Source organism: Streptomyces sp. NPDC002851, from assembly GCF_053591935.1.
This window is the reverse complement of sequence record NZ_JBSFUT010000025.1, coordinates 1-21,309: the sequence shown is the minus strand read 5'-3', so window position 1 is coordinate 21,309 and position 21,309 is coordinate 1. Positions and strand designations below refer to the sequence as shown.

16 protein-coding genes are annotated in these 21,309 nt (G+C 71.8%); 7 read left to right on the top strand and 9 right to left on the bottom strand.

What is annotated here, in order from left to right:
* Window positions 1–80: 80 nt before the first annotated feature.
* Together ACWD10_RS24625 and ACWD10_RS24620 are read right to left on the bottom strand one after the other, a co-directional pair.
* Complete coding sequence (locus ACWD10_RS24625; RefSeq protein ID WP_451094475.1) at window positions 81–950, bottom strand: class I SAM-dependent methyltransferase; 870 nt, start codon at window positions 948–950, stop codon at window positions 81–83.
* Between the two features lie 105 nt (window positions 951–1,055).
* Window positions 1,056–1,364, bottom strand: coding sequence for a 4a-hydroxytetrahydrobiopterin dehydratase (locus ACWD10_RS24620; RefSeq protein WP_451094473.1), 309 nt, complete (start codon window positions 1,362–1,364; stop codon window positions 1,056–1,058).
* Window positions 1,365–1,463: 99 nt separating this feature from the next.
* Here ACWD10_RS24620 and ACWD10_RS24615 point away from each other — a divergent pair, with 99 nt between their 5' ends.
* The 5 genes from ACWD10_RS24615 (at window position 1,464) to narI (ending at window position 9,589) form a co-directional block, all read left to right on the top strand.
* Entirely contained in the window at window positions 1,464–2,306 is an 843-nt protein-coding gene (locus tag ACWD10_RS24615; RefSeq protein WP_451094471.1) for a helix-turn-helix domain-containing protein, read from the top strand.
* 643 nt (window positions 2,307–2,949) lie between these two features.
* Window positions 2,950–6,633, top strand: a complete 3,684-nt coding sequence (locus tag ACWD10_RS24610) for a nitrate reductase subunit alpha (protein ID WP_451094469.1) — start codon at window positions 2,950–2,952, stop codon at window positions 6,631–6,633.
* Between the two features lie 3 nt (window positions 6,634–6,636).
* The gene (narH, locus tag ACWD10_RS24605; RefSeq protein WP_451094467.1) at window positions 6,637–8,253 is read left to right on the top strand and encodes a nitrate reductase subunit beta; all 1,617 of its coding nucleotides are present in this window, start codon (window positions 6,637–6,639) and stop codon (window positions 8,251–8,253) included.
* Window positions 8,250–8,864: a nitrate reductase molybdenum cofactor assembly chaperone gene (gene narJ, locus ACWD10_RS24600; RefSeq protein ID WP_451094465.1), complete on the top strand. Its 615-nt coding sequence runs from the start codon at window positions 8,250–8,252 to the stop codon at window positions 8,862–8,864. The genes narH and narJ overlap by 4 nt, the downstream gene beginning before the upstream one ends.
* Complete coding sequence (gene narI / locus ACWD10_RS24595) at window positions 8,861–9,589, top strand: respiratory nitrate reductase subunit gamma (RefSeq protein WP_451094463.1); 729 nt, start codon at window positions 8,861–8,863, stop codon at window positions 9,587–9,589. The genes narJ and narI overlap by 4 nt, the downstream gene beginning before the upstream one ends.
* Window positions 9,590–9,629: 40 nt before the next feature.
* On the opposite strand, the gene dnaK is transcribed toward narI, so the two are convergent.
* The 5 genes from dnaK to ACWD10_RS24570 all read right to left on the bottom strand — a co-directional run bounded on the left by dnaK (window position 9,630) and on the right by ACWD10_RS24570 (window position 16,911).
* Window positions 9,630–11,519, bottom strand: a complete 1,890-nt coding sequence (gene dnaK / locus ACWD10_RS24590) for a molecular chaperone DnaK (RefSeq protein WP_451094461.1) — start codon at window positions 11,517–11,519, stop codon at window positions 9,630–9,632.
* Window positions 11,520–11,658: 139 nt separating this feature from the next.
* Window positions 11,659–12,087: an OsmC family protein gene (locus ACWD10_RS24585; protein WP_451094459.1), complete on the bottom strand. Its 429-nt coding sequence runs from the start codon at window positions 12,085–12,087 to the stop codon at window positions 11,659–11,661.
* A 99-nt stretch (window positions 12,088–12,186) separates the two neighbouring features.
* Window positions 12,187–13,620, bottom strand: a complete 1,434-nt coding sequence (locus tag ACWD10_RS24580; protein WP_451094457.1) for an amino acid permease — start codon at window positions 13,618–13,620, stop codon at window positions 12,187–12,189.
* 48 nt (window positions 13,621–13,668) lie between these two features.
* On the bottom strand, window positions 13,669–16,140 hold the full coding sequence (locus ACWD10_RS24575) for a phage holin family protein (protein WP_451094616.1): 2,472 nt from the start codon (window positions 16,138–16,140) through the stop codon (window positions 13,669–13,671).
* A gap of 366 nt (window positions 16,141–16,506) precedes the next feature.
* Window positions 16,507–16,911, bottom strand: a complete 405-nt coding sequence (locus ACWD10_RS24570; RefSeq protein ID WP_451094455.1) for a hypothetical protein — start codon at window positions 16,909–16,911, stop codon at window positions 16,507–16,509.
* Window positions 16,912–17,028: 117 nt separating this feature from the next.
* On the opposite strand from ACWD10_RS24570, the gene ACWD10_RS24565 reads away from it, so the two are divergent.
* Together ACWD10_RS24565 and ACWD10_RS24560 are read left to right on the top strand one after the other, a co-directional pair.
* The gene (locus ACWD10_RS24565) at window positions 17,029–17,814 is read left to right on the top strand and encodes an MBL fold metallo-hydrolase (protein WP_451094453.1); all 786 of its coding nucleotides are present in this window, start codon (window positions 17,029–17,031) and stop codon (window positions 17,812–17,814) included.
* Complete coding sequence (locus ACWD10_RS24560) at window positions 17,811–18,449, top strand: DedA family protein (protein ID WP_451094451.1); 639 nt, start codon at window positions 17,811–17,813, stop codon at window positions 18,447–18,449. Before ACWD10_RS24565 ends, ACWD10_RS24560 begins: the two co-directional genes overlap by 4 nt.
* 107 nt (window positions 18,450–18,556) lie before the next feature.
* On the opposite strand, the gene ACWD10_RS24555 is transcribed toward ACWD10_RS24560, so the two are convergent.
* Together ACWD10_RS24555 and ACWD10_RS24550 are read right to left on the bottom strand one after the other, a co-directional pair.
* Complete coding sequence (locus ACWD10_RS24555) at window positions 18,557–19,822, bottom strand: MBL fold metallo-hydrolase (protein ID WP_451094449.1); 1,266 nt, start codon at window positions 19,820–19,822, stop codon at window positions 18,557–18,559.
* Between the two features lie 14 nt (window positions 19,823–19,836).
* On the bottom strand, window positions 19,837–21,066 hold the full coding sequence (locus ACWD10_RS24550; protein WP_451094447.1) for an aminotransferase class I/II-fold pyridoxal phosphate-dependent enzyme: 1,230 nt from the start codon (window positions 21,064–21,066) through the stop codon (window positions 19,837–19,839).
* Between the last annotated feature and the right edge of the window lie 243 nt (window positions 21,067–21,309).

Genomic DNA, 21,309 nt, shown 5'->3' with positions numbered 1-21,309 from the left:
GGCGAGAGCGGGAGCCATATTGGCAGCGGGGTCTCTTCAGGCCCTCTTTGTGGGGAAGGCGTCTACGCCAAGGGCTACGGCTACGGCTTGACGGCGAGATACACCGGCTGAGCGGTCAGCAGATACAGGTCACGGCGGCGGTGCAGGCTCGCCTCGTCCGCCGGGTCGAGGAGCCGGTCGAGGGTGGCCAGGTCCTCCGCGTCGAGCCGCTCGGTCAAGTGCTCGCGTACGCGCGCGAAGCGGTCGACGACCTGGGCGCGGGCCACCTCCGGAAGCGGCGCGGGCAGGTCGAGGAGATGACTGCGGGTGCTCACGTGCCGGAGCCCGGCCGCGGCGAGCAGTGCGGGCCAGTCCTCGGTCTCGTCCTTGGCGCCCGGCAGCGCGGCCCGCATCTCGGCGAACCAGTCCTCGTGGGCCGCGACCATCCGCGACTCCAGGCCGGGCCGCCCGATGCCGAAGTCCCGCGGCAGATGGCGCGCGGGCAGGCCGCCCTCGATCAGGACCAGGACGCCGCCGGGCGCCAGGCAGTCGGCGTACGCGGCCAGGGCGGCGCGCTGGTCGCCGATGTGGTGCAGCGCCTGCCCCGACCAGATGACATCCGCGGGAGCCACGGCCCGCAGCCCCTCCGGGAGCTCGGCGTGGTGCGTGCGCAGCCGACCGGCGAGACCCGAGCGTTCGGCGCGGGCGGCGGCCCGTTCGAGCAGCTTCTCGGCGTCGTCCACGGCCACGACCTCGGCGCTCGGGAACTCCCGCCCGAGCAGGCAGGAGATCACCCCGGGCCCGCTGCCCGCGTCCAGGATCCGACCGGGCGCGGGGCACAGGGCCCTCAGATCGCCGACGATCGCCCGGTAGACGGGCGTGTACACCTCGGCGTTCCGCTCCATGTACTCGAACATCGCGTTCCAGTCGAAGAACGCGTCGTCGTGATGAGCGTGCTGACCGTGACCCATCTCTGCTCCTTGGCTGCCGGGGTTTCCACCGTCGCGCCCAGGGTGCGCGCGGGTCCCCGGCACGAGCCAGCGAAGTTGCCGTTCCGGCAACGTTCCGGCGAACGCCTAACGCACCCCGTGCGCGGCCGCCAGCTCCTCCACCCGCTCCGCGAGCCCGAAGTCGAACTTCGTGATCTTGCCGCCGATGCTGTGCGTGTTCACGGTGAGGTCGACCGAGTGGTAGCCGAGCGTGACGTCCGCGTGGTGGTCGAGCTCGTCCTGGACCTGCGCGATGTGCATGACGAGCGTCGCGGCCGCGAAGTGGGAGCCGAGCCGGTAGCGGCGAGCGAGCAGGTCGCCTTGGCGCGACCAGCCGGGGAGCTCGGCGAGCCGTTCCTCGATCTCCTTCTGCGACAGCGGTTCGGGGGGTGCCATGGCCGCGCTCCTTCGCCAGGTCGTGGGCGGGTCTGTGGCTCAGCCTGCCACAGCCGTACGCATCCGGCCGGTCGCCGTCCATCGGCTACGGTCATCCGTATGACAACCGCCGTGCGGGGCAAGGGAATCGGAGACGGGGAGCGTGCCGGGGACGGCAGGGGCGCGGGCCCGCTGCTGCGCGCGTGGCGCGAGCGGCGCCGACTGAGCCAGCTGGAACTCGCGCTGCGGGCCGACTCCTCGGCCCGGCACATCAGCTTCGTCGAGACCGGCCGGTCCCGGCCCAGCGAGGACTTCCTGCTGCGCCTCGCGGACCACCTGGATGTGCCGGTACGGGAGCGGAACGCGCTGCTTCTTGCCGCCGGTTACGCCCCACGCTTCCCGGAGACCCCGCTCGACGACCCGTCACTGGGCGTGCTCCGCGAGGGCCTGGAGCAGCTCCTTCAGGGGTACGAGCCGTATCCGGCCCTGGTCGTGGACGCGACGTACCACGTCATCGCCGCCAACGACGGGATGGCGCGGTTCCTCGACGGCATACCGGAGCACCTCCTCGACCCACCCCTGAACGCCATGCGGCTCACGCTCCACCCGGAGGGCCTGGCCCCCCGGATCCGCAACCTCGCCGAGTGGCGCGGCCACCTGCTCCACCAGATGGAACGCCAGCTGGCGCTCCGCCGCTCGGACGCACTGCGCGCGCTGTACGAGGAGGTCGCCGCGTACCCTGTGACGAACCCCGGCGAGAACAGCGCGAGCGACGACGAGAGCACCCCCCACTTCGCACTGCCGCTCCGCATCGAGCACGAGGGCCGTCTGCTTTCCTTCGTGTCGTCCATCTCGACGTTCAACACACCCATGGACGTGACCGTGGCCGAGCTGGCCATCGAGACCCTCCTCCCGGCCGACCGGCCAACGGCCGCATACCTGCGCTCGCTCACCCCCGCCTGACGAGGCGCAGCGCCGCGTACTGCAGGGCGGCGAAGGGCGCGCGGCGAGCGCGCCCGCCCCGGCCGCGAACGCGACCAGGAAGAGGCCTGGCCCCCGCCTAGGGCCTGTCCGGCAGATCTTTCCCCTCACCCGCCCCTTCCCGAAACTGGGGGCCTGCTGCCCCCAGCCCCCCCCGCCGGGCCTGCGGCCCCAGACCCCCACCACTGGGGGCTTCGCCCCCAGACCCCCTTTGAGGGCTTCGCCCCCTCACCCCCGCCGGGGCTTCGCCCCCTCACCCCCGCCGGGGCTTCGCCCCCTCACCCCGCCCGGGGCTTCGCCCCTGGACCCCCCCAGGGGTCTGGGGCGGAGCCCCAGTTGTGGGAAGGGGCGGGTAGGGGAAGAGCACCCGCCGCAAGCGCAAAGATCCGCCGGACACGCCCTGGGCACGGGCGCGGCCGGGCCGGGCGCCGGGACGGAGTGCGCCGGCCCGGTGCCCGGTGACCCTCACTCTGCCGGGGTGGTGCGCGGCAGTCGATTACGTCCGGGGTAATGCGGGACCGGCGCCGGTACGGACTCGTACGGCCCTCCCAGGAGTGTGGACCGCGTCGTTCGCGCCTACGTTCGGCCTCAGGTGTGTGTGCACGGACGACCGACGGAGGCCACGGTGACCGACCACCCGACCGAGCCGGCCGCCGCGCTGCTGCGCGCCGGGAGGTTCTTCCGGCGTGGGGAGACCGCGCCGGATCTGCACAGTGTGCGGCTCAAGGGCGGGCGCGGGGCCGATGCCTTCTACCGGGACCGGTGGAGCCACGACAAGGTCGTGAACTCCACGCACGGCGTCAACTGCACCGGTTCCTGCCGCTGGAAGGTGTACGTCAAGGACGGCATCATCACGTGGGAGACCCAGCAGACGGACTATCCGTCGGTCGGTCCTGACCGGCCCGAGTACGAGCCGCGGGGCTGCCCGCGCGGCGCGGCGTTCTCCTGGTACACGTACTCGCCGACCCGGGTCCGCTACCCGTACGTTCGCGGCGCGCTCCTGGAGATGTACCGGGAGGCCAAGCAGCGCCTGAAGGACCCGGTGCTCGCCTGGGCCGAGATCCAGCGCGATCCGGAGAAACGCCGCACATACCAGCGGGCGCGCGGCAAGGGCGGGCTTGTGCGGGCGAGTTGGGACGAGTCGCTCGAGCTGATCGCGGCCGCGCATGTGCACACCATCAAGGAGCACGGGCCCGACCGGGTCGCCGGATTCTCACCGATCCCGGCGATGTCGATGGTGTCGCACGCGGCGGGCGCCCGCTTCATGAGCCTGATCGGTGCGCCGATGCTCTCCTTCTACGACTGGTACGCCGATCTTCCCGTGGCCTCACCGCAGGTCTTCGGGGATCAGACCGACGTACCGGAATCCGGGGACTGGTGGGACGCCGCCTACCTGATGATGTGGGGCTCCAACGTCCCCGTGACCCGTACTCCCGACGCGCACTGGATGGCCGAGGCCCGCTACCGAGGGCAGAAAGTGGTCGTCGTCGCCCCGGACTACGCCGACAACGCCAAGTTCGCCGACGAGTGGCTGCATCCGCACCCCGGCACCGACGGTGCGCTCGCGCTCGCGATGGGGCACGTCATTCTCAAGGAGTTCTTCGTCGACCGGCGGACCGGGTTCTTCGAGGACTACGTACGGAAGTTCACCGACCTGCCCTTTCTCGTCACGCTGGAGCCGCGCGACGGGGCGTACGTCCCGGCGAAATTCCTGCGCGCCGCCGATCTTGAGCAGGGCGGCGAGGGCGGCGAGTGGAAGACCGTCGTCCTGGACGAGGAGACCGGGGAAACGGCCGTGCCCAACGGCTCGCTCGGCTTCCGCTGGACCGAGTCCGGCAAGGGGAAGTGGAATCTTCAGCTGGGCAGCATCAGCCCCCGACTCTCCTTGTACGGCACCGACGTGGCGTCCGGGGTCAGAGTGCTGCTGCCCCGGTTCGACACCGAGGGCGGGCCGCACGGGCAGGGGCGCGGCGAGGTGCTGTCGCGCGGGGTGCCCGCGACGCGGCTCGGCGGCGAGCGGGGGCCGGTGGTCACCACGGTCTTCGATCTGCTGCTCGCGCAGTACGGCGTGGGGCGCGAGGGGCTTCCGGGGCAGTGGCCCGCCTCGTACGAGGACGCCTCGACGCCCGGCACGCCGGGCTGGCAGGAGCAGCACACCTCCGTGCCGGCCGCGAAGGCCGTGAAGATCGCCCGGGAGTTCGCGCGGACCGCGGAGAAGTCGCGGGGCCGCTGCATGATCCTCATGGGCGCCGGGACCAACCACTGGTTCCACTCCGAGACCATTTACCGGGCCTTTCTGGCGCTGCTTCAACTCACCGGCTGCCAGGGGCGCAACGGCGGGGGCTGGGCGCACTACGTCGGGCAGGAGAAGTGCCGTCCGGTCACCGGCTGGGCGACGCTCGCGGGCGCGGGCGACTGGTCGCGGCCGCCGCGGCAGATGATCGGCGCCGCGTACTGGTTCCTCAATACCGACCAGTGGCGCTACGACAAGTTCGGTGCCGATGTGCTCGCCTCACCGCTGGGCGAGGGCCGCTTCTCGGGCATGACGGGCGTGGACTGCCTTGCTCTGTCGGCGCGTTCGGGCTGGATGCCGTCGTACCCGACCTTCGACCGGAACCCGCTCGACCTGGGCGCGGCGGACGACCCGGTGGCGAACGCCGTATCCGAACTGACGGCGGGGACGCTGAAGTTCGCGGTCGAGGACCCGGACGCACCCGAGAACTGGCCGCGCGTGCTCACCCTGTGGCGGTCCAATCTGTTCGGCTCCTCGGCCAAGGGTGCCGAGTACTTCACCAAGCACCTGCTCGGCACCCACTCCTCGCTGCGTGCCGACGAGGCGCCCGTGGAGGCGCGGCCGCGCGATGTGACCTGGCGGCAGGAGGCGCCCGAGGGCAAGCTCGACCTGCTTGTCACGCTGGACTTCCGGCAGACCTCGTCGACGCTGCTCTCCGATGTCGTACTCCCGTCGGCGACCTGGTACGAGAAGAACGATCTGTCGACGACGGACATGCACCCGTACGTCCACTCGTTCACCCCGGCCGTGGACCCGCCGTGGCAGGCGCGCTCCGACTTCGACACGTTCCACGGTCTGGCCCGCCGGTTCAGCGAGCTGGCCCGGGACCATCTCGGCGTACGCAAGGACCTGGTGGCGACGGCGCTGCAGCACGACACCCCGGGCGAGACGGCGCAGCCCGGCGGTGTCGCCCTGGACTGGAAGCGCGGCGAGTGCGAGCCGGTGCCGGGCCGCACCCTGCCCAACCTGGCCGTGGTGGAGCGGGACTACACGGCGATCGGCGAGAAGTTCGCGGCGCTCGGCCCGCTGGTCGAGGAGCTCGGCCTGCCTGCGAAGGGCATCGCGCTCCGTCCGGACCACGAGGTCAAGGAGCTCAAGGAGCGCAATGGCACGGTGCGCGGCGGGCCCGCGGACGGCAGGCCGTTGCTCAACACCCCGATCAAGGCGTGCAACACGATCCTCGCGCTGTCCGGCACCACCAACGGCCGTCTGGCCACCCAGGGTTTCCGCACCCTGGAGGCGCGCACCGGGCAGAAGATGGCGCACCTGGCCGCCGAGCACGAGGGCAAGCGCATCACGTACGCCGATACGCAGGCCGCGCCCGTGCCGGTGATCACCTCGCCGGAGTGGAGCGGCAGCGAGTCGGGCGGCCGCCGCTACACCGCGTTCACGCTCAACACGGAGCATCTGAAGCCCTGGCACACGCTGACCGGGCGGCAGCACTTCTTCCTGGACCACGACTGGATGCACGAGCTGGGCGAGGCGCTGCCGGTGTACCGGCCGCCGCTCGACATGAACCGGCTGTTCGGGGAGCCGGAGTTGGGCCCGGACGGCGAGAAACAGGTCACGGTCCGGTACCTCACCCCGCACAACAAGTGGTCGATCCACTCCGAGTACCAGGACAACCTGTTCATGCTGTCGCTCTCCCGCGGCGGCCAGTGCATCTGGATGGCCCCGCAGGACGCGGACGCGATCGGCGTGAAGGACAACGACTGGATCGAGGCGGTCAACCGCAACGGCGTGGTCGTGGCCCGCGCGATCGTCTCGCACCGGATGCCCGCGGGGACGGTCTATATGCACCACGCGCAGGAGCGCACGGTCAACGTCCCCAAAACGGAGACGACCGGCAGGCGCGGCGGCATCCACAACTCGCTGACCCGCGTCCTGATGAAGCCCAGCCATCTCATCGGCGGCTACGCCCAGCTGTCCTGGGCCTTCAACTACCTGGGCCCCACGGGCAATCAGCGTGACGAGGTGACGGTGATCCGGCGCCGCTCGCAGAAGGTGGAGTACTGACTGATGCGCTGTATGGCACAGATCGCGATGGTGATGAACCTCGACAAGTGCATCGGGTGTCACACCTGCTCGGTCACCTGCAAGCAGGCGTGGACGAACCGGAACGGCATGGAATACGTCTGGTTCAACAACGTCGAGACCCGCCCAGGCCAGGGCTATCCGCGCCGCTACGAGGACCAGGAGAAGTGGCGCGGCGGCTGGGAGCTGAACAAACGGGGTGCTCTGAAGCTGAAGAACGGCGGCCGTATCAAGTCCCTGCTCTCCCTCTTCTCCAACCCGAAGCTCCCGGAGATCAAGGACTACTACGAGCCCTGGACGTACGACTACAAGAACCTCACGGACGCCCCGCTCGGCGACGACTACCCGGTGGCCGAGCCGCGCTCGCTGATCGACGGCAAGCCGATGAAGGTCGAGTGGTCCTCGAACTGGGACGACAACCTGGGCGGCGCCACCGAGTACGGCGACCTGGACCCGATGGTCGCGAAGACCCGTGAGAAGGCCGCGGAGAAGGTGAAGTTCGCCTTCGAGCAGACCTTCATGTTCTATCTGCCGCGGATCTGCGAGCACTGCCTCAATCCGTCGTGCGTCGCGTCCTGCCCGTCCGGCGCGATGTACAAGCGGAGCGAGGACGGGATCGTGCTCGTCGACCAGGACGCGTGCCGTGGCTGGCGGAAGTGCGTGACCGGCTGCCCGTACAAGAAGGTGTACTTCAACCACCGCACCGGCAAGGCCGAGAAGTGCACCCTGTGCTACCCGCGGGTCGAGGTGGGCCTGCCGACGGTCTGCTCGGAGACGTGCGTGGGCCGCCTGCGCTATCTGGGCGTGATCCTGTACGACGCCGACAAGGTGACCGCGGCCGCGTCGACGCAGGACGAAAAGGACCTGTACCAGGCCCAGTTGGACGTGTTCCTCGACCCGAACGACCCGGGCGTGGAGCGCGCCGCCGCGGAGGCGGGCATTCCGCACGACTGGGTCCAGGCGGCCCGCCGCTCCCCCGTACACGCCCTGATCAACACGTACAAGGTGGCGCTTCCGCTGCACCCGGAGTACCGCACCATGCCGATGGTCTGGTACATCCCGCCGCTCTCCCCCGTGGTGGACGCCCTGACGGAGACGGGCTTCGACGGCGAAGACGCGGACCATTTGTTCGGCGCGATCGACACGCTGCGCATCCCGGTCGAGTACCTGGCGGAGCTGTTCACGGCGGGCGACCCGGAGCCGGTCCGTGCCACGCTCAACAAGCTCGCGGCGATGCGCTCCCATATGCGCGCCCGCAACCTCGGCGACCTGCCGGACGCGCGGATCGCCGAGTCGGTGGGCATGACGGCCCCGGAGATCGAGGACATGTACCGCCTCCTGGCGGTCGCCAAGTACGACGAGCGGTACGTGATTCCGACGGCGGCCGTCGGTTACGCGCGCGACCTGGAGGAGACCGCGCTCCCCGTCGTGTGCTCGCTCGACCACGTCGACGGCCCGGGGATGGGCGGCGACGGCCCGTTCGGCCAGGACTCCGGCAACGGACACAACAACCTGCCCCTGGTGACCCTGGAGACCTTCCACGCCGCCAGCAAACGCCAGACCGCCGACCGGGAACCGGCCGACGTACGGGAGCAGCAGTGAGCACCTCGGTACCGCGGACCGCCCTCCCGCAGAACTCAGCCCTCTACCAGGCGGCGTCGCTCTGCCTGACGTACCCGGACGAGGAGTTCGCCGCCCGGCTGCCGCTGCTGCGCGCCGCGGCGCCGCCGGGCCTGCGGGACTTCCTGACGTACGCGGAGAACACCCCGCTGCCGGAGCTGGCCGCGCATTACGTCCGGGTCTTCGACTTCAAGAACCGGCACAGCCTGTATCTGAGCTGGTGGCGGGACGGCGATACGCGCCGCCGCGGCCGGACCCTCGTCGCGTTCAAGGAGACCTACCGTGCGCACGGCCTGGACTTCGCGGCCGCTGAGCTGCCCGACTTCCTGCCCGTGGTCCTGGAGTTCTCGGCGCGGGCGGGCCCGGTGCTCCTGAAGGAGTTCCGGCCCGGCCTCGAGCTGCTTCGGCTCGCGCTCACCGACCACGGCACGCCGTACGCGACGGTCCTTGACGCCGTCTGCGGCACGCTGCCGGGCCCGTCGCCGAAGGACCGGGCCGAGGCGCAGGCGCTTGCCCGCAGCGGTCCGCCGCGGGAAGAGGTCGGGCTCGAACCGTTCGCACGTACCCCGGAGTTCATCGGAGAGCATTCATGAAGACGCTGCTGTGGGGGGCCCTTCCGTACATCGTCGCCGTACTCCTCATCGCGGGCACGGTGTGGCGCTACCGCTACGACAAGTTCGGCTGGACGACGCGCTCGTCACAGGTCTACGAGTCGAAGCTGCTCAACATCGCCTCGCCCGCGTTCCACTACGGCATCCTCTTCGTGCTGGTCGGGCACCTGATGGGCCTGTTCATCCCGGAGTCGTGGACGGACGCGGTCGGCTTCAACGAGCAGACGTACCACCTGTTCTCGCTGTACGGCGGCACGGCGGCGGGTGTCCTCGCGGTGCTCGGCCTCCTGATGCTGCTGTACCGGCGGCGCACGAAGGCCCCGGTGTTCCGCGCGACGACGGTCAACGACAAGGTGATGTACCTGGTGCTGCTCGCGGCGATCGTGATGGGCATGTGGGCCAAGCTCTCCAACGCCGGGGTGCACGCGGGCTACGACTACCGGCAGACCATCGCGCCGTGGGCCCGCAGCCTGTTCACGCTGGAGCCGAAGGTCGACCTGATGGCGTCCGGGGTCCCGCTCACCTACCAGATCCACGCGGTGATCGGCCTGCTGCTCTTCGCGCTGCTGCCCTTCACGCGCCTGATCCATATGTTCAGCGCGCCGGTGCAGTACCTGTTCCGGCCGTACGTGGTCTACCGGAGCAGGGACCAGCGGCTGTTGGGGACGCGGGACGAGCGGCGGGGCTGGGAGCGCATCGGGTCGTAGCGGCCAGAGTCATAGCGGCCCGCCCCGCTTCTGGTAACGGCTAGGCGCCCTTCTGCTCGTTGCCGCCCTTGGTGTCCTTGTCCTCGTCGACGATCTCCGCGTCCACCACGTCCTCCGCCTGCTCCTGCGACGGCTGCTCCTCGGATGTGGTGGCGCCCGTGGTGCCCGCTCCCCCGCCGGTCTTCGCGTACATGGCCTGGCCCATGCGCTGGCTCACGGTGGCCAGCTTCTCGGTGGCGGTGCGCAGGCGCTCGCTGTCCGCTTCCTCGTCCTCGAGCGCCGCCTTCAGGTCGGCGAGGGCCGTGTCCACCTCCGACTTGGTGTCCGCGGGGATCGACTCCTCGTTGTCGCGCAGGAACCGCTCGGTCTGGTAGGCGAGTTGCTCCGCCGCGTTCCGGGTCTCGGCGGCCTCGCGGCGCTTGCGGTCCTCGTCCGCGTACTCCTCGGCCTCGCGCATCATGCGGTCGATGTCGTCCTTGGGGAGCGCCGAGCCACCGGTGACGGTCATCTTCTGCTCGCGGCCGGTCGCCAGGTCCTTGGCCGAGACGTGCATGATCCCGTTCGCGTCGATGTCGAAGGTCACCTCGATCTGCGGCACGCCGCGCGGCGCGGGCGGCAGTCCGGTGAGGTCGAAGACGCCGAGTTTCTTGTTGTACGCGGCGATCTCCCGCTCGCCCTGGAAGACCTGGATGCCGACCGACGGCTGGTTGTCGGTGGCGGTCGTGAAGACCTCCGAACGCCGGGTCGGGATCGTCGTGTTGCGCTCGATCAGCTTGGTCATGATGCCGCCCTTGGTCTCGATGCCGAGCGACAGCGGCGTCACGTCGAGCAGCAGCACGTCCTTCACATCGCCGCGGATGACGCCCGCCTGGAGGGCCGCGCCGACGGCGACGACCTCGTCCGGATTGACGCCCTTGTGCGGGTCCTTGCCGGTGAGCTCCTTGACCAGTTGCGTGACGGCGGGCATCCGGGTCGAGCCGCCGACCAGGATCACGTGGTCGACGTCCGACAGCTCGATCCCGGCGTCCTTCACGGCCTGGTGGAACGGCTTCTTGCAGCGTTCGAGGAGGTCCTGGGTGAGCTCCTGGAACTGCGGCCGGGTCAGCTTCTCGTCCAGGTGCAGCGGGCCCTCGGCGGAGGCCGTGATGTAGGGCAGGTTGACGTTGGTCTCGCCCGCGGAGGACAGCTCGATCTTGGCCTTCTCGGAGGCCTCGCGCAGCCGTTGCACGGCCATCTTGTCCTTGGAGAGGTCGACGCCGTACCCGTTCTTGAACTGCTTGACGAGGTGGTCGACGACCCGCTGGTCCCAGTCGTCGCCGCCCAGATGCGTATCGCCGTTGGTGGCCTTGACCTCGATGACGCCCTCGCCGATCTCCAGGAGCGAGACGTCGAAGGTGCCGCCGCCGAGGTCGAAGACGAGCACCGTCTGCTCCTCGCCCCGGTCCAGGCCGTACGCGAGGGCCGCGGCCGTCGGCTCGTTGACGATCCGCAGGACCTTCAGCCCCGCGACCTCACCGGCCTCCTTGGTGGCCTGCCGCTGGCTGTCGTCGAAGTAGGCGGGGACGGTGACCACGGCCTCCGTGACGTTCTCGCCCAGGTAGGCCTCCGCGTCCCGCTTCAGCTTCTGCAGGACGCGGGCGGAGAGCTCCTGCGCGGTGAAGCGGGAGCCGTCGACGTCGCCCTTCTGCGGGAACCGCCAGTCGGCCTCGCCCATGTGTCGCTTCACGGAGCGCGCGGTGCGCTCCACGTTGGTGACCGCCTGCCGCTTGGCGACCTCGCCGACGAGTACCTCGCCGTTCTTGGCGAAGGCCACTACGGAGGGTGTGGTCCGCGCGCCCTCGGCATTGGCGACGACGGTGGGTTCACCGCCCTCCAGAACGCTGACGACGGAGTTCGTCGTACCGAGATCGATGCCGACCGCACGTACCATAACCGTCTCCTTAGGCGACGCTGCCCCACACTCCAGCACAAGACTTGAGTGCGCTGTTGTCAATGCCTGGACAGAGCACTGCCGCCGTCCGGTGGATCCGGGCGGCGGCAGGGGTACCGCTTGCGGGGCCTGGCGCGGGCTACTTCGCCAGCGACGCCGTGAGGGTGATCGTCGTGCCGGTCAGGGCCTGGCTCACCGGGCAGGTCGCCTTGGCCTCCTCGGCGGCCTTGAGGAACGCACCCTCGTCCAGGCCGGGCACCTGCCCCTCCACGGTGAGGTGGACCCCGGTGATCCCCTCCCCCGGCTGGAAGGTGACCTCGGCCTGCGTCACGAGCTTGGTCGGCGGGGTACCGGCCTGGTCGAGGATGTTCGAGAACTGCATCGAGTAGCAGCTGGAGTGGGCGGCGGCGATCAGCTCCTCGGGGCTGGTCTTCCCGTTGGCCTCCTCGGCGCGCGCGGGCCAGGAGACCGGGTACTGCCCGACCTCGGACGAGTCGAAGGAGACTTTCCCGGAGCCCTCGAACAGGTTGCCTTCCCAGGCGGTGTGTGCGGAGCGCGTGGTGGCCACGACGGTTCCCTTCTTGTCGGACGGTGACGAATGGCGCCGAGCGCCGCCACCTATCCGACCACACCCGGCGCCCTCGCACGCGGCGGCTTTACCCGCGTCCTAACGCGTGGCGGCGGGCTCCTTCTTGCGAGCCGACCTCGCCGCCATCACCGCGTACACGATCACGCCCACGAACAGGAACATCACGCCCTGATAGACCGCTTCGTAACCGGCGCCGCCCACCAGCCACAGCGAGAAGCCGACCGCGACGGCCGTGACGATCGCGTCCCGCACGAGGCGACCGCGGTTGACACGGTCGGACCGGCCCGAGACCAGGTAGTAGAGCTGTGCGGCCGTGGCGAGGAGATACGGCACCGTCGCCATGAACGTCGTGACGGTGACGAGGAGTTCGAAGACGCCCTCCTCACCGGCCGCGTAGTTGTAGACCGTGAGGAGCGAGGCGAGCACCACCGTGATCAGGACGCCGACGGTCGGAACGCCGCGCTCCTTCTTGGCGAACACCTGCGGGAAGAGGCCGTCCTTGGCGGCCGCGTACGGGGTCTGGGCGCTGAGCAGCGTCCAGCCGTTGAGAGCGCCCAGGATGGAGATCACCGCGGCGACCGCGACGAGGGTGCCGCCCCACGCGCCGCCGAACATGGCGTTCACGGCGTCCGAGAACGGCGCCTCGGACTCCACGAGCCGGTCGTGCGCGACGGTGCCGAACACCGACAGCGTGCCGAGCAGATAGACCAGAGCGGCGCCGAGCACCCCGAAGATGGTGGCGCGGCCGACATTGCGCCGCGGGTCGCGCACCTCGCCCGCGCTGACCGCGGCGGACTCCACCCCGAGGTAGGAGAAGAGCAGGATCGCCGCTGCCGCCGAGACCGCCCCGATCGGGCTGTCACCGCTCGCCTGGAACGGCCCGAGGTTGTCCGCGTCGAAGAAGAACAGCCCGCCGACCGCGACGAGCAGCAGCGGCACGAACTTCAGAACGGTGGCGACGAGTTGCACCGCGCCCACGTACCGCGTACCCGCGAGGTTCGCGAAGCCGGGCAGCCACTGCACGGCGAGCGCGGCGAGGCAGGCGGTCCACCAGTGCCCGGAGATCGGCACGAGCAGGTTCAGATAGCCGACGGCGGCGACGGCGAGCGCGGCATTGCTCACCCAAGCGGTGATCCAGTACGACCAGGCGGCCAGGAAGCCCGCGAAGTCACCGAACGCCTCACGCGCGTACACATAGGGGCCACCGGTGCGCGGGTCGCGCTGGGCGAGTCGGCCGAAGACGAGGGCGAGGGCGATCGCGCCGAGCGTGAGCACCCCGAACGCGACGAGGCTGATGGTGCCGAACGGCGCCACCGAGGCCGGAAGCAGGAAGATGCCCCCGCCGATGATGTTGCCCATGACCAGACAGGTCGCGATGGGGAGCCCGAAGCGCCGGGCGTGCTTGCTCCGCTCGCCCGGCTCGGTGGGCTCGGCGGGCGTGGCAGTCGGCTCCGCGGGTGCGGCCGGTTCCGCGGCAAGGGTCTGCGGTGCCCCGGGTCCGGGCTGGTGCATGGGGTGGTGCCTCTCGTCGTGCTGTGCACCCGGGATCGCCGGGCCGCCCTATGGTCGGGCACCCGCAACGCTCCGCCAAATCAACGTTTTTTGTCCGTTACGCCATGGCCAGCGACCGGAAGAATTTCTTCCGCTTACCCGCGGGGGCGGGATTTCTCCGAGGCGTCTGTGGGGGCCGGGGGGCGCGGGGTTTGGGGTGTTGGCGGGGTCCGGGGTGTTGGCGGGGCCCGAGGCGCTCGCGCGGCCCGAGGCGCTCGCGCGGCCCGAGGCCGCCGCGGCCTCGGCGGGGGCTGAAGGCTCGGTCCGCGCCGTCGGCCCCGTCGGCCCCGTCGGCCCCTTCCGCCCCGTCGGCCCCGTCGGCTCCTCCGGCCCCGTCGGCTCCTCCGGCCCCGTCCGCTCCTCCGGCCCCTCCGGCCCGTCCGGCCCGTCCGGCCCGTCCGGCCCCGTCGGGGACCGGGGCACCTGCGGCCCGGATGCCTCCCGCAGCCAGCGGCGCAGCACCCGGTGCAGCTGCTCGGCGCCGACGAGTTCGGCCCCGTCGGGGACCGGCGCGGAGAGCGCGTACGGGGAGAGCAGGAAGGGGCGGCTCTGCTCGCCGCCGAGGCCGCCGTGCGAACCGATCTGCTCCTCGAAGGCGAGCACCTCGGCCACACCCCCGCACCCAGGCCCGGCGGCCTGTTCGCACCAGGAATTGACCATGATGTCGGCGGCGTGCGGAAACCCTGCGGTGCGCCGTACGGCCTCGACCGCGCCGGGCCCGAAGTCGGCGAGCGGGCCGCTGTCGCGCTGTGGTTCCGCTTCCGCGGGCGGCGCGTCCAGCGGGATCTCCACGCCGCGAGGACCGAGCACCAGGGGACCGTGGCGCTCGCTGTGCACGAGCAGGAAGCCGATGCCCGGGTGGTTGGCGAGGGTGGAGAGCAGCGCCGGGTTGCGCCGGTCGATCTGCTCCCGGGTCGCCCGGCCCGGCAGATCGGGGAAGGAGATCAGGCCCAGGTTCCCGGAGGCGAGCACGACCGGCTCGGCCCGCTTGGCCGGGCGGCGCTCCTCGGCGCCCTCCTCGACCGGCCGGTGCAGGGCGGCCCGCACCGCGGCCCGCGCCTCGGCACCGCTGTGGGTACGGCGCGCCCGGCGCGGCACCGGAAGCCCGCATCCGGCCCTGACGAGGTCCGCGAGGGCGAGCCCGTAGCGCGCCCGGAAGGTCTCGCCCGGGCTCTGCCCGTGGTCGGACAGGAGCACGATCCGGTAGTGGCGCGGGGCGTGCTCGGCGACCTTGGCGAGCAGCGCGATGGACCGGTCAAGGCGGCGCAGGACCAGGTCGGCGTCGCGGCTGTGCGGGCCGGAGTGGTGCGCCACTTCGTCGTACGCCACCAGGTCCGCGTAGACCGCGCTGCGCCCGGCGAGCAGGTCCCCGATGACGGCGGCCACGACGACATCGCGCTCGACGACGGTCGCGAAGGCCCGCATGAACGGATAGAGCCCGCCGCGCTTCACGCGGGGCCGCGCGTTCCGGATCCGCGCCCGGATGGACTGGGCGAGCTCGCGGCACACCTCGGCGACGAAGGAGAGCGCGGTCCGCACGGCGTTGGCCGGATCACGGAAGTACGCGAAGTACCCGGCCCGGGAGCGGTTGGCGCGCCCGCGCCGGGCGGACACGGACAGCACCAGGGCCAGCTGGTCGGCGCCGCCGCTGAACAGGTTGCCGCGGCTGGCGCCGTCCACGGTGAGCAGCCCGCCGTCGCCGCTGTGCTCGATGGCACGGCGCTGTAGCTCGGCGGCGCTCGCGGGCCGGTTGCAGACCATCACCTCGCCCGTTTCCTTCTCGAACCAGCGGAAGGCGGGCACGTCGTAGTTGCTGCCGTGCAGAATGCCGAGCTGGCTCGCGCCGGTCTGGCTCGACCAGTCGGTACGCCAGGGCGTCAGCCGGTGCGTATGGCCCAGCCACCCGGCGACGGTCGGCATCAGACCGCGCTCCACGGCGCTCCGGAGCACCTCGTACCCGACCCCGTCGAGCTGGAGGAAGAGGGTGCCGGGGGTACGCGGCCCGGCGATCGCGGTGCCCCGGCGACGGCGACCGGCGAGCCGATAGAGCCTGCGGCGGTACGCGGTGTCGTCCCGCACGGCGAGCGCGGTGCCGGTGGCCGAGGCAACGGCGGACATCACGGCGGCGACCACGACGGCGGTCTCCGGGGCGGCCTCGCCCCGCCAGTCCGGAATCAGACTCAGGGCGAGCAGCAGCAACGACCCATTGAGAAAGAACACGAGCAGCCCGAGCACAAGGGCGGGCACGAGCAGAAACGCCCGCACGACGAGCGGCCACACGAGGGCGCCGAGCAGACCGAAGACTCCGGCGGCGACGGCGGCCGTGATGCCGATACGGGTGGCGCTGTCGCCGTCGGCGGACTGGAGCCGGAAGTCGGGCAGGAGTCCGGCGAGCACCAGCATGGTGACGGTGCTGACCAGCCACACGGCGACCACGCGCCACAGAGCACTCCCGGCCCTGCGCCACCGCCCCTCACCCACGTCTTGCGTCACCGCCTCTCGGCTCACGCGACCGTGCCGGGAATGTCACGGCCTGCGCCCAGTGTCACAGCGCGGGCCGGGAACGGCGCTTACTTTCCCCACCCCGCCCCTTCCCGACTGTGTCAATATGCGGCTAACGCCGCGTGGTTGCAGCCGCTTCGGGGCTCCGCCCCGGACCCCGTATCGCGCTGAACGCGCTCGTCCTCAAACGCCGGACGGGCTATTAGTAACCCCTCCTGCACTTGAGGAGCGGGGGTCCGGGGGCGGAGCCCCCGAAGCTGCCGTCAGGCTTTCGGGAAGGGGCGGGGTGGGGAGAACTCGGCCCCCTGCGACGGTGCCCCCAACCGCCCCGGCCCCGCGCAGCGGTCAGCGGCCGTCGTAGCCCGCCGTAGGCATGGACAGTCGCCGGTGCACCTGGGCCTTCATTTCCGCGTCGTACGCCGGCTCGTCGAGGCCCGCAGTCTCGAGGCGCACCCCCCGCCGCGCGCACTCCGCCGTGAAGTCCTCGACAGAGCACAGCGCGCGCTCCAGGACCCGTCGGCTCGGGGCCACGAAGAGGTCGACGCGGCCCGCGTCCACGTCGGTCCACAGCGACAGGTGGTCGGCGCGCAGGCGGTGTACGAGGAGTTCGCGGGTGACGACGTAGCCGCGGGAGGCGGCCCATTGGGCGCACATGGCGTGCTGGCTGCGGGTGTCCACCAGGAACGGGTCGCGGTCCAGCTCTTCGAGCGGCGTCAGGCTGGCGATCGACGCCACCCGCACCTCGCCCATGCCACACCCGCCTCTCCCCTGGGGCTGCCGCGTGCCACTCCGCATGCCACTCCGCGCTCCCCCGCCGACCCTACTACTCGCCGTACGCTCGGAGCAGTCACCGGAAGGAGGCAGTACGTGCCGGTGGAGGTCACCTGGTGGGGGCACGCGACGTGCACCGTCGAGGACTCGGGGGTCCGGGTGCTCACGGATCCGCTGTTCGCCCGCCGGCTCGCACACCTGCGTCGGCGGCGCGGTGACGTGCCCCCGGCGCACGCGGCGGTCGCGGACGCGGTGCTCGTCTCCCATCTGCACGCCGACCACCTGCACTTGCCCTCGCTCGCCCAGCTCGCCCCGGGTACCCGCGTGGTGGTGCCCCGCGGGGCAGCCGACGCACTGCCCGCCTTGCGCCGCGTCGCCGCGGGGGCGCGGCTTCGTCTGACGGAGCTCGCGCCCGGTGGGGTCGTGGAGCTCGGCGACGGCGTTACGGTGCGCGCGGTGCCCGCGCTGCACGACGGGCGGCGCCTTCCGGTGGGCCCGCATCGCTGCCCGGCGCTCGGCTATGTGGTGAGCGGTGCGGCACGGACGTACTTCGCCGGGGACACCGGCCTTTTCGACGGTCTCGCCGACGCGGTGGGCGAGGTGGATGTGGCGCTGCTGCCGGTGGGCGGCTGGGGCCCCTTCCTCGGGCACGGCCACCTCGACCCGGCCCGTGCCGCCGAGGCGCTCGCCCGGATCGCGCCGCGCAGCGCGGTGCCGGTGCACTACGGCACGTACTGGCCGATCGGCCTGGACGCGGTCCGGCCGCATGAATTCCACGCGCCGGGCGACGAGTTCGTACGGCTCGCGGCGCTGCGGGCCCCGAAGGTGGCGGTGCACCGCCTCGACCACGGCGAACGGGTACGCCCGGAGGTCGCCACGTGACCCCGCCCGCCCCGCACCTGGCGGCCATCGCGGCCGCGGCGCCGCCCGAGTCCACCCAGCAGGCCGTCGGCTATCCCTCCCTCTTCCTGCTCGTGGTGATCGGCGCCCTGGTGCCGGTGGTGCCGACCGGGGCCCTGGTCAGTTCGGCGACTGTGGTGGCCTTCCACCAGACGGCGCCGTTCGCGCTGCTCTGGGTGTTCCTGGTGGCCTCGGCCGGGGCGTTCCTCGGGGACGTGGGCCTGTACTGGCTGGGCCGACGCGGCATGAACTCGCGCAACGGCTCGCGCTGGCTGACCACGCTGCGTTCCCGCGCGCCCGCGGAGCGCCTGGAGCGGGCGCGGGCCCGGCTGCGCGAGCACGGGGTGCCGGTGCTCATCGTCTCCCGTCTGATCCCGGCGGGGCGGATCCCGGTGATGCTGGCCTGTCTGCTCTCCGAGATGCCGCTGCGCGGCTTCGTGCGCGGGAACGCCCCGGCGTGCCTGGCCTGGGCCGCCACGTACCAGCTGATCGGGATCCTGGGCGGCTCCCTGTTCCCGAAGCCCTGGCAGGGCGTGCTCGCGGCCGTCGGCCTGACGCTGGCGATCAGCGGGGCTCCGGCGGTGTGGCGCCGCGTGACACACCGGACGGCGACCTGACACTCGTACGCGTACTCAGGTCACCACGCGCGTACTCAAGTCACCACGGACGCGGGTGATTCGAGCACACCGGTGATTCGAGCACACGCGTCATCCGGGCACGCGCATCATCCGGGCACACGCGTCATCCGGGCATCATCGTCATCCGCGCGTTCCAGCACCCGCGAAGCCCCCACCGGCAGGTCCCACAGGTCCGCGCGCGGCCGTCCCGTCCGTGCCCACGCCTTCCGCACCCGGATCAGCGGCTCCAACACCGGCTCGGCGGATAGCAGGAACGTCGCCCAGTGCATCGGCGCGAGCCGTGCGGCGCCCAGGTCCACGACGGCCTGGACCGCCTCCTCCGGGTCGCAGTGCACATCGCTGAGCCACCACCGCGGGTCGTACGCGCCGATCGGCAGGAGCGCCAGGTCGATCCCGGGGTGGCGGCGCGCGATCTCCGGGAACCAGTGGCCGTACCCCGTGTCCCCCGCGAAGTACACCGTGTGCCCGTACGTATCCGTGAGGACCCAGCCGCCCCACAGGGAGCGACAGGTGTCGGTGAGGGTGCGCTTGGACCAGTGGTGCGCGGGCACGAAGTCGAAGCGGACTCCACCCAGTTCGGCCGCCTCCCACCAATCGAGCTCGGTGACGCAGGTGAAGCGGCGGCGCTTGAACCACCGTCCGAGTCCGGCCGGGACGAACAGCGGGGTGGTGCGCGGGAGGCGCTTCAGGGTCGGGGCGTCGAGGTGGTCGTAGTGGTTATGACTGATCACCACCGCGTCGACCGGCGGCAGCGCGCCCCAGGCGACACCGGCCGGGGTGAGCCGGGCCGGGATGCCGAGGATCTTGCGGGACCAGACGGGGTCGGTGAGCACGGTGAGGCCCCCGATCCGCAGCACCCAGCTGGCGTGGCCGACCCAGGTGACCGCGACGTCCTGGGCGGTGACCTCGGGCAGTGGGCCGGGCTCGAAGGGCAGCAGCGGAATGTCCTCGAGGCCCTCGCGGTCCGGTCGTAGGGCGCCCTCGCGGGCGAATCGGGCGAAGGCGCGGACGCCGGGCAGCGGCGCGGAGAGACGGTGGACGAAGGACTTCGGCCAGGTGCGGGGGGCGCCGAGGGGCTGGAGGGCGCTCGGGGTCTCGGCCGGTGGGGCGGGGTGCAGGTGCGGGTGCACGCGCGAGCTCGCCGACTGCGGGCTCGCCGACTGCGGGCTCGCCGACTGTGGGTTCTCCGACTGCGAGTGCTGCACACACGGGCTCGCCGACCGCGGGTTCTCCGACTGCGGGTGCTGCACACACGGGCTCGCCGACTGCGAGTTCTCCGACTGCGGGGGCTCCGGCTGCTGGATCTCGGACTGCTTGATCTGCGACTGCGGGGTCTGCGACTGCCGGGTCATGGTGGCGGCTCCAATCACTGGGCGTCGGCACGGAGATCGTGCAGAACCGATCCGAACGTCCTCAACGCGCCCGCCACATGGGGGACTTCCAGCGGATCGGGAGCGTTGAGCGCGGCGAGCCGCTGCTCGGGGTCGTCACCGAGCAGCGGTCCGGTGGTCAGCCGTACGCGCAGCAGAGCCAGGTCGTCGCCGAAGCGGTGGCCACCGGGCGTGGGCACGCCGAGCAGCCCGCTGAGATGGTCCTCGAGCTCCATGGCGTCGGTGACGCCGCGGGCGGCGAGTCCGGTACGCAGCGGACCGAGGTCGGCATAGAGGTGCCGCCCGGCCTGCGGGGGCAGGGCGAACGCGCCGACGCCGAGCACGGCCCGGTGCAGGGCGGCCGCCATGCGCGCGTGGAGCCGGACGGTGGCGGCGCGGCGTGCCGTGACCCCCTCCGGTTCGAGCAGGGCGTACGCGGCGGCCGCGGCGACGGGTGCGGCGACGGCGGCGCCGAGCGCGGTGAGCACGTCGAGGGTGCGGGAGCGCAGCCGGGCGCCCTCGTCGGTGACGGGGAACCGGGCGACGGCGGCGGGCCATTCGGCGGGCAGCAGCCCGCCGGAGAGGTCGGCGAGGACGGTGATGTCCTCGTGCACCATCTCGGCCGGACTGACCAGAACCGTGTCGTGCGGGTCGTGCAGGGTGTCCCGCCAGGTCTCGTCGGACACGAGGTGCAGGCCCTCGCCGAGCGCCGCCTCCACGGTCTCGTGCAGGACCTCGGGCGGCGGCACGGTGGCCGTCGGGTCGTCCGCGACGCTGAGCACCACGAGCCGCGGATCGCCACCCTCGGCCCGTACCCGGCGCAGGGTCTCCAGGAGGGCGTACGGGTCGGGGACGCCGCCGCACTCGGCGGGGGTCGGCACGTGGTACGCGGTACGTCCGAGCAGCCGGGTACCGGGCTCCCACCAGGCGGGGCAGGGCCGCGGAAGGAGCACGTCACCGCCGACCGCGGCGGCCACGGCGAGCAGCAGCGGCGCGGCGCCGGGGGTGGCGACGGCTCCGTCCGGTTCGGTGGGCAGCCCACGCCGCTGCCAGTAGCCGCACGCCGCTTCGAGGAGCTCGGGGGAGCCGCCGGGCGGTTCGGTATGCGGACGGGGCGCCGCGGAGGCGAGCACGGCGGCCAGGTCGGGCAGTACGGGCAGGCCGGTCCCCGGGGCGGTCGGCGCGTACCGGACGGGCCCGCGTCCCTCCGGTGCCGTCGGCCGCATCCGTACCTCCACGAAGTCGTGAACCGATGGTGCCCCCGCCACCTCCCGTATCCCTGCCCGGAGGGGTGCCCGGAAAAGCCCGGCAACTCTCCAGCCCGTCCGGCGTTTGAGGACGAGCCCCGCCCACCCGTCTCCCACCACCACCCTCAACCGAGGCGCTACGCGCCACCCCCTGGCCTAGGGGCGAAAGGGGGGTCTGGGGGCGCAGCCCCCAGAAGACGGCACCCCGGCCGACGGCAAGCA

What these genes read in the sequence shown, in the direction of transcription:
- ACWD10_RS24625 (WP_451094475.1), bottom strand. Translation starts at nt 950, where the DNA reads ATGGGTCACGGTCAGCACGCTCATCACGACGACGCGTTCTTCGACTGG.
- ACWD10_RS24620 (WP_451094473.1), bottom strand. Translation starts at nt 1,364, where the DNA reads ATGGCACCCCCCGAACCGCTGTCGCAGAAGGAGATCGAGGAACGGCTC.
- ACWD10_RS24615 (WP_451094471.1), top strand. Translation starts at nt 1,464, where the DNA reads ATGACAACCGCCGTGCGGGGCAAGGGAATCGGAGACGGGGAGCGTGCC.
- narH (WP_451094467.1), top strand. Translation starts at nt 6,637, where the DNA reads ATGCGCTGTATGGCACAGATCGCGATGGTGATGAACCTCGACAAGTGC.
- narI (WP_451094463.1), top strand. Translation starts at nt 8,861, where the DNA reads ATGAAGACGCTGCTGTGGGGGGCCCTTCCGTACATCGTCGCCGTACTC.
- dnaK (WP_451094461.1), bottom strand. Translation starts at nt 11,519, where the DNA reads ATGGTACGTGCGGTCGGCATCGATCTCGGTACGACGAACTCCGTCGTC.
- ACWD10_RS24580 (WP_451094457.1), bottom strand. Translation starts at nt 13,620, where the DNA reads ATGCACCAGCCCGGACCCGGGGCACCGCAGACCCTTGCCGCGGAACCG.
- ACWD10_RS24570 (WP_451094455.1), bottom strand. Translation starts at nt 16,911, where the DNA reads ATGGGCGAGGTGCGGGTGGCGTCGATCGCCAGCCTGACGCCGCTCGAA.
- ACWD10_RS24555 (WP_451094449.1), bottom strand. Translation starts at nt 19,822, where the DNA reads ATGACCCGGCAGTCGCAGACCCCGCAGTCGCAGATCAAGCAGTCCGAG.
- ACWD10_RS24550 (WP_451094447.1), bottom strand. Translation starts at nt 21,066, where the DNA reads ATGCGGCCGACGGCACCGGAGGGACGCGGGCCCGTCCGGTACGCGCCG.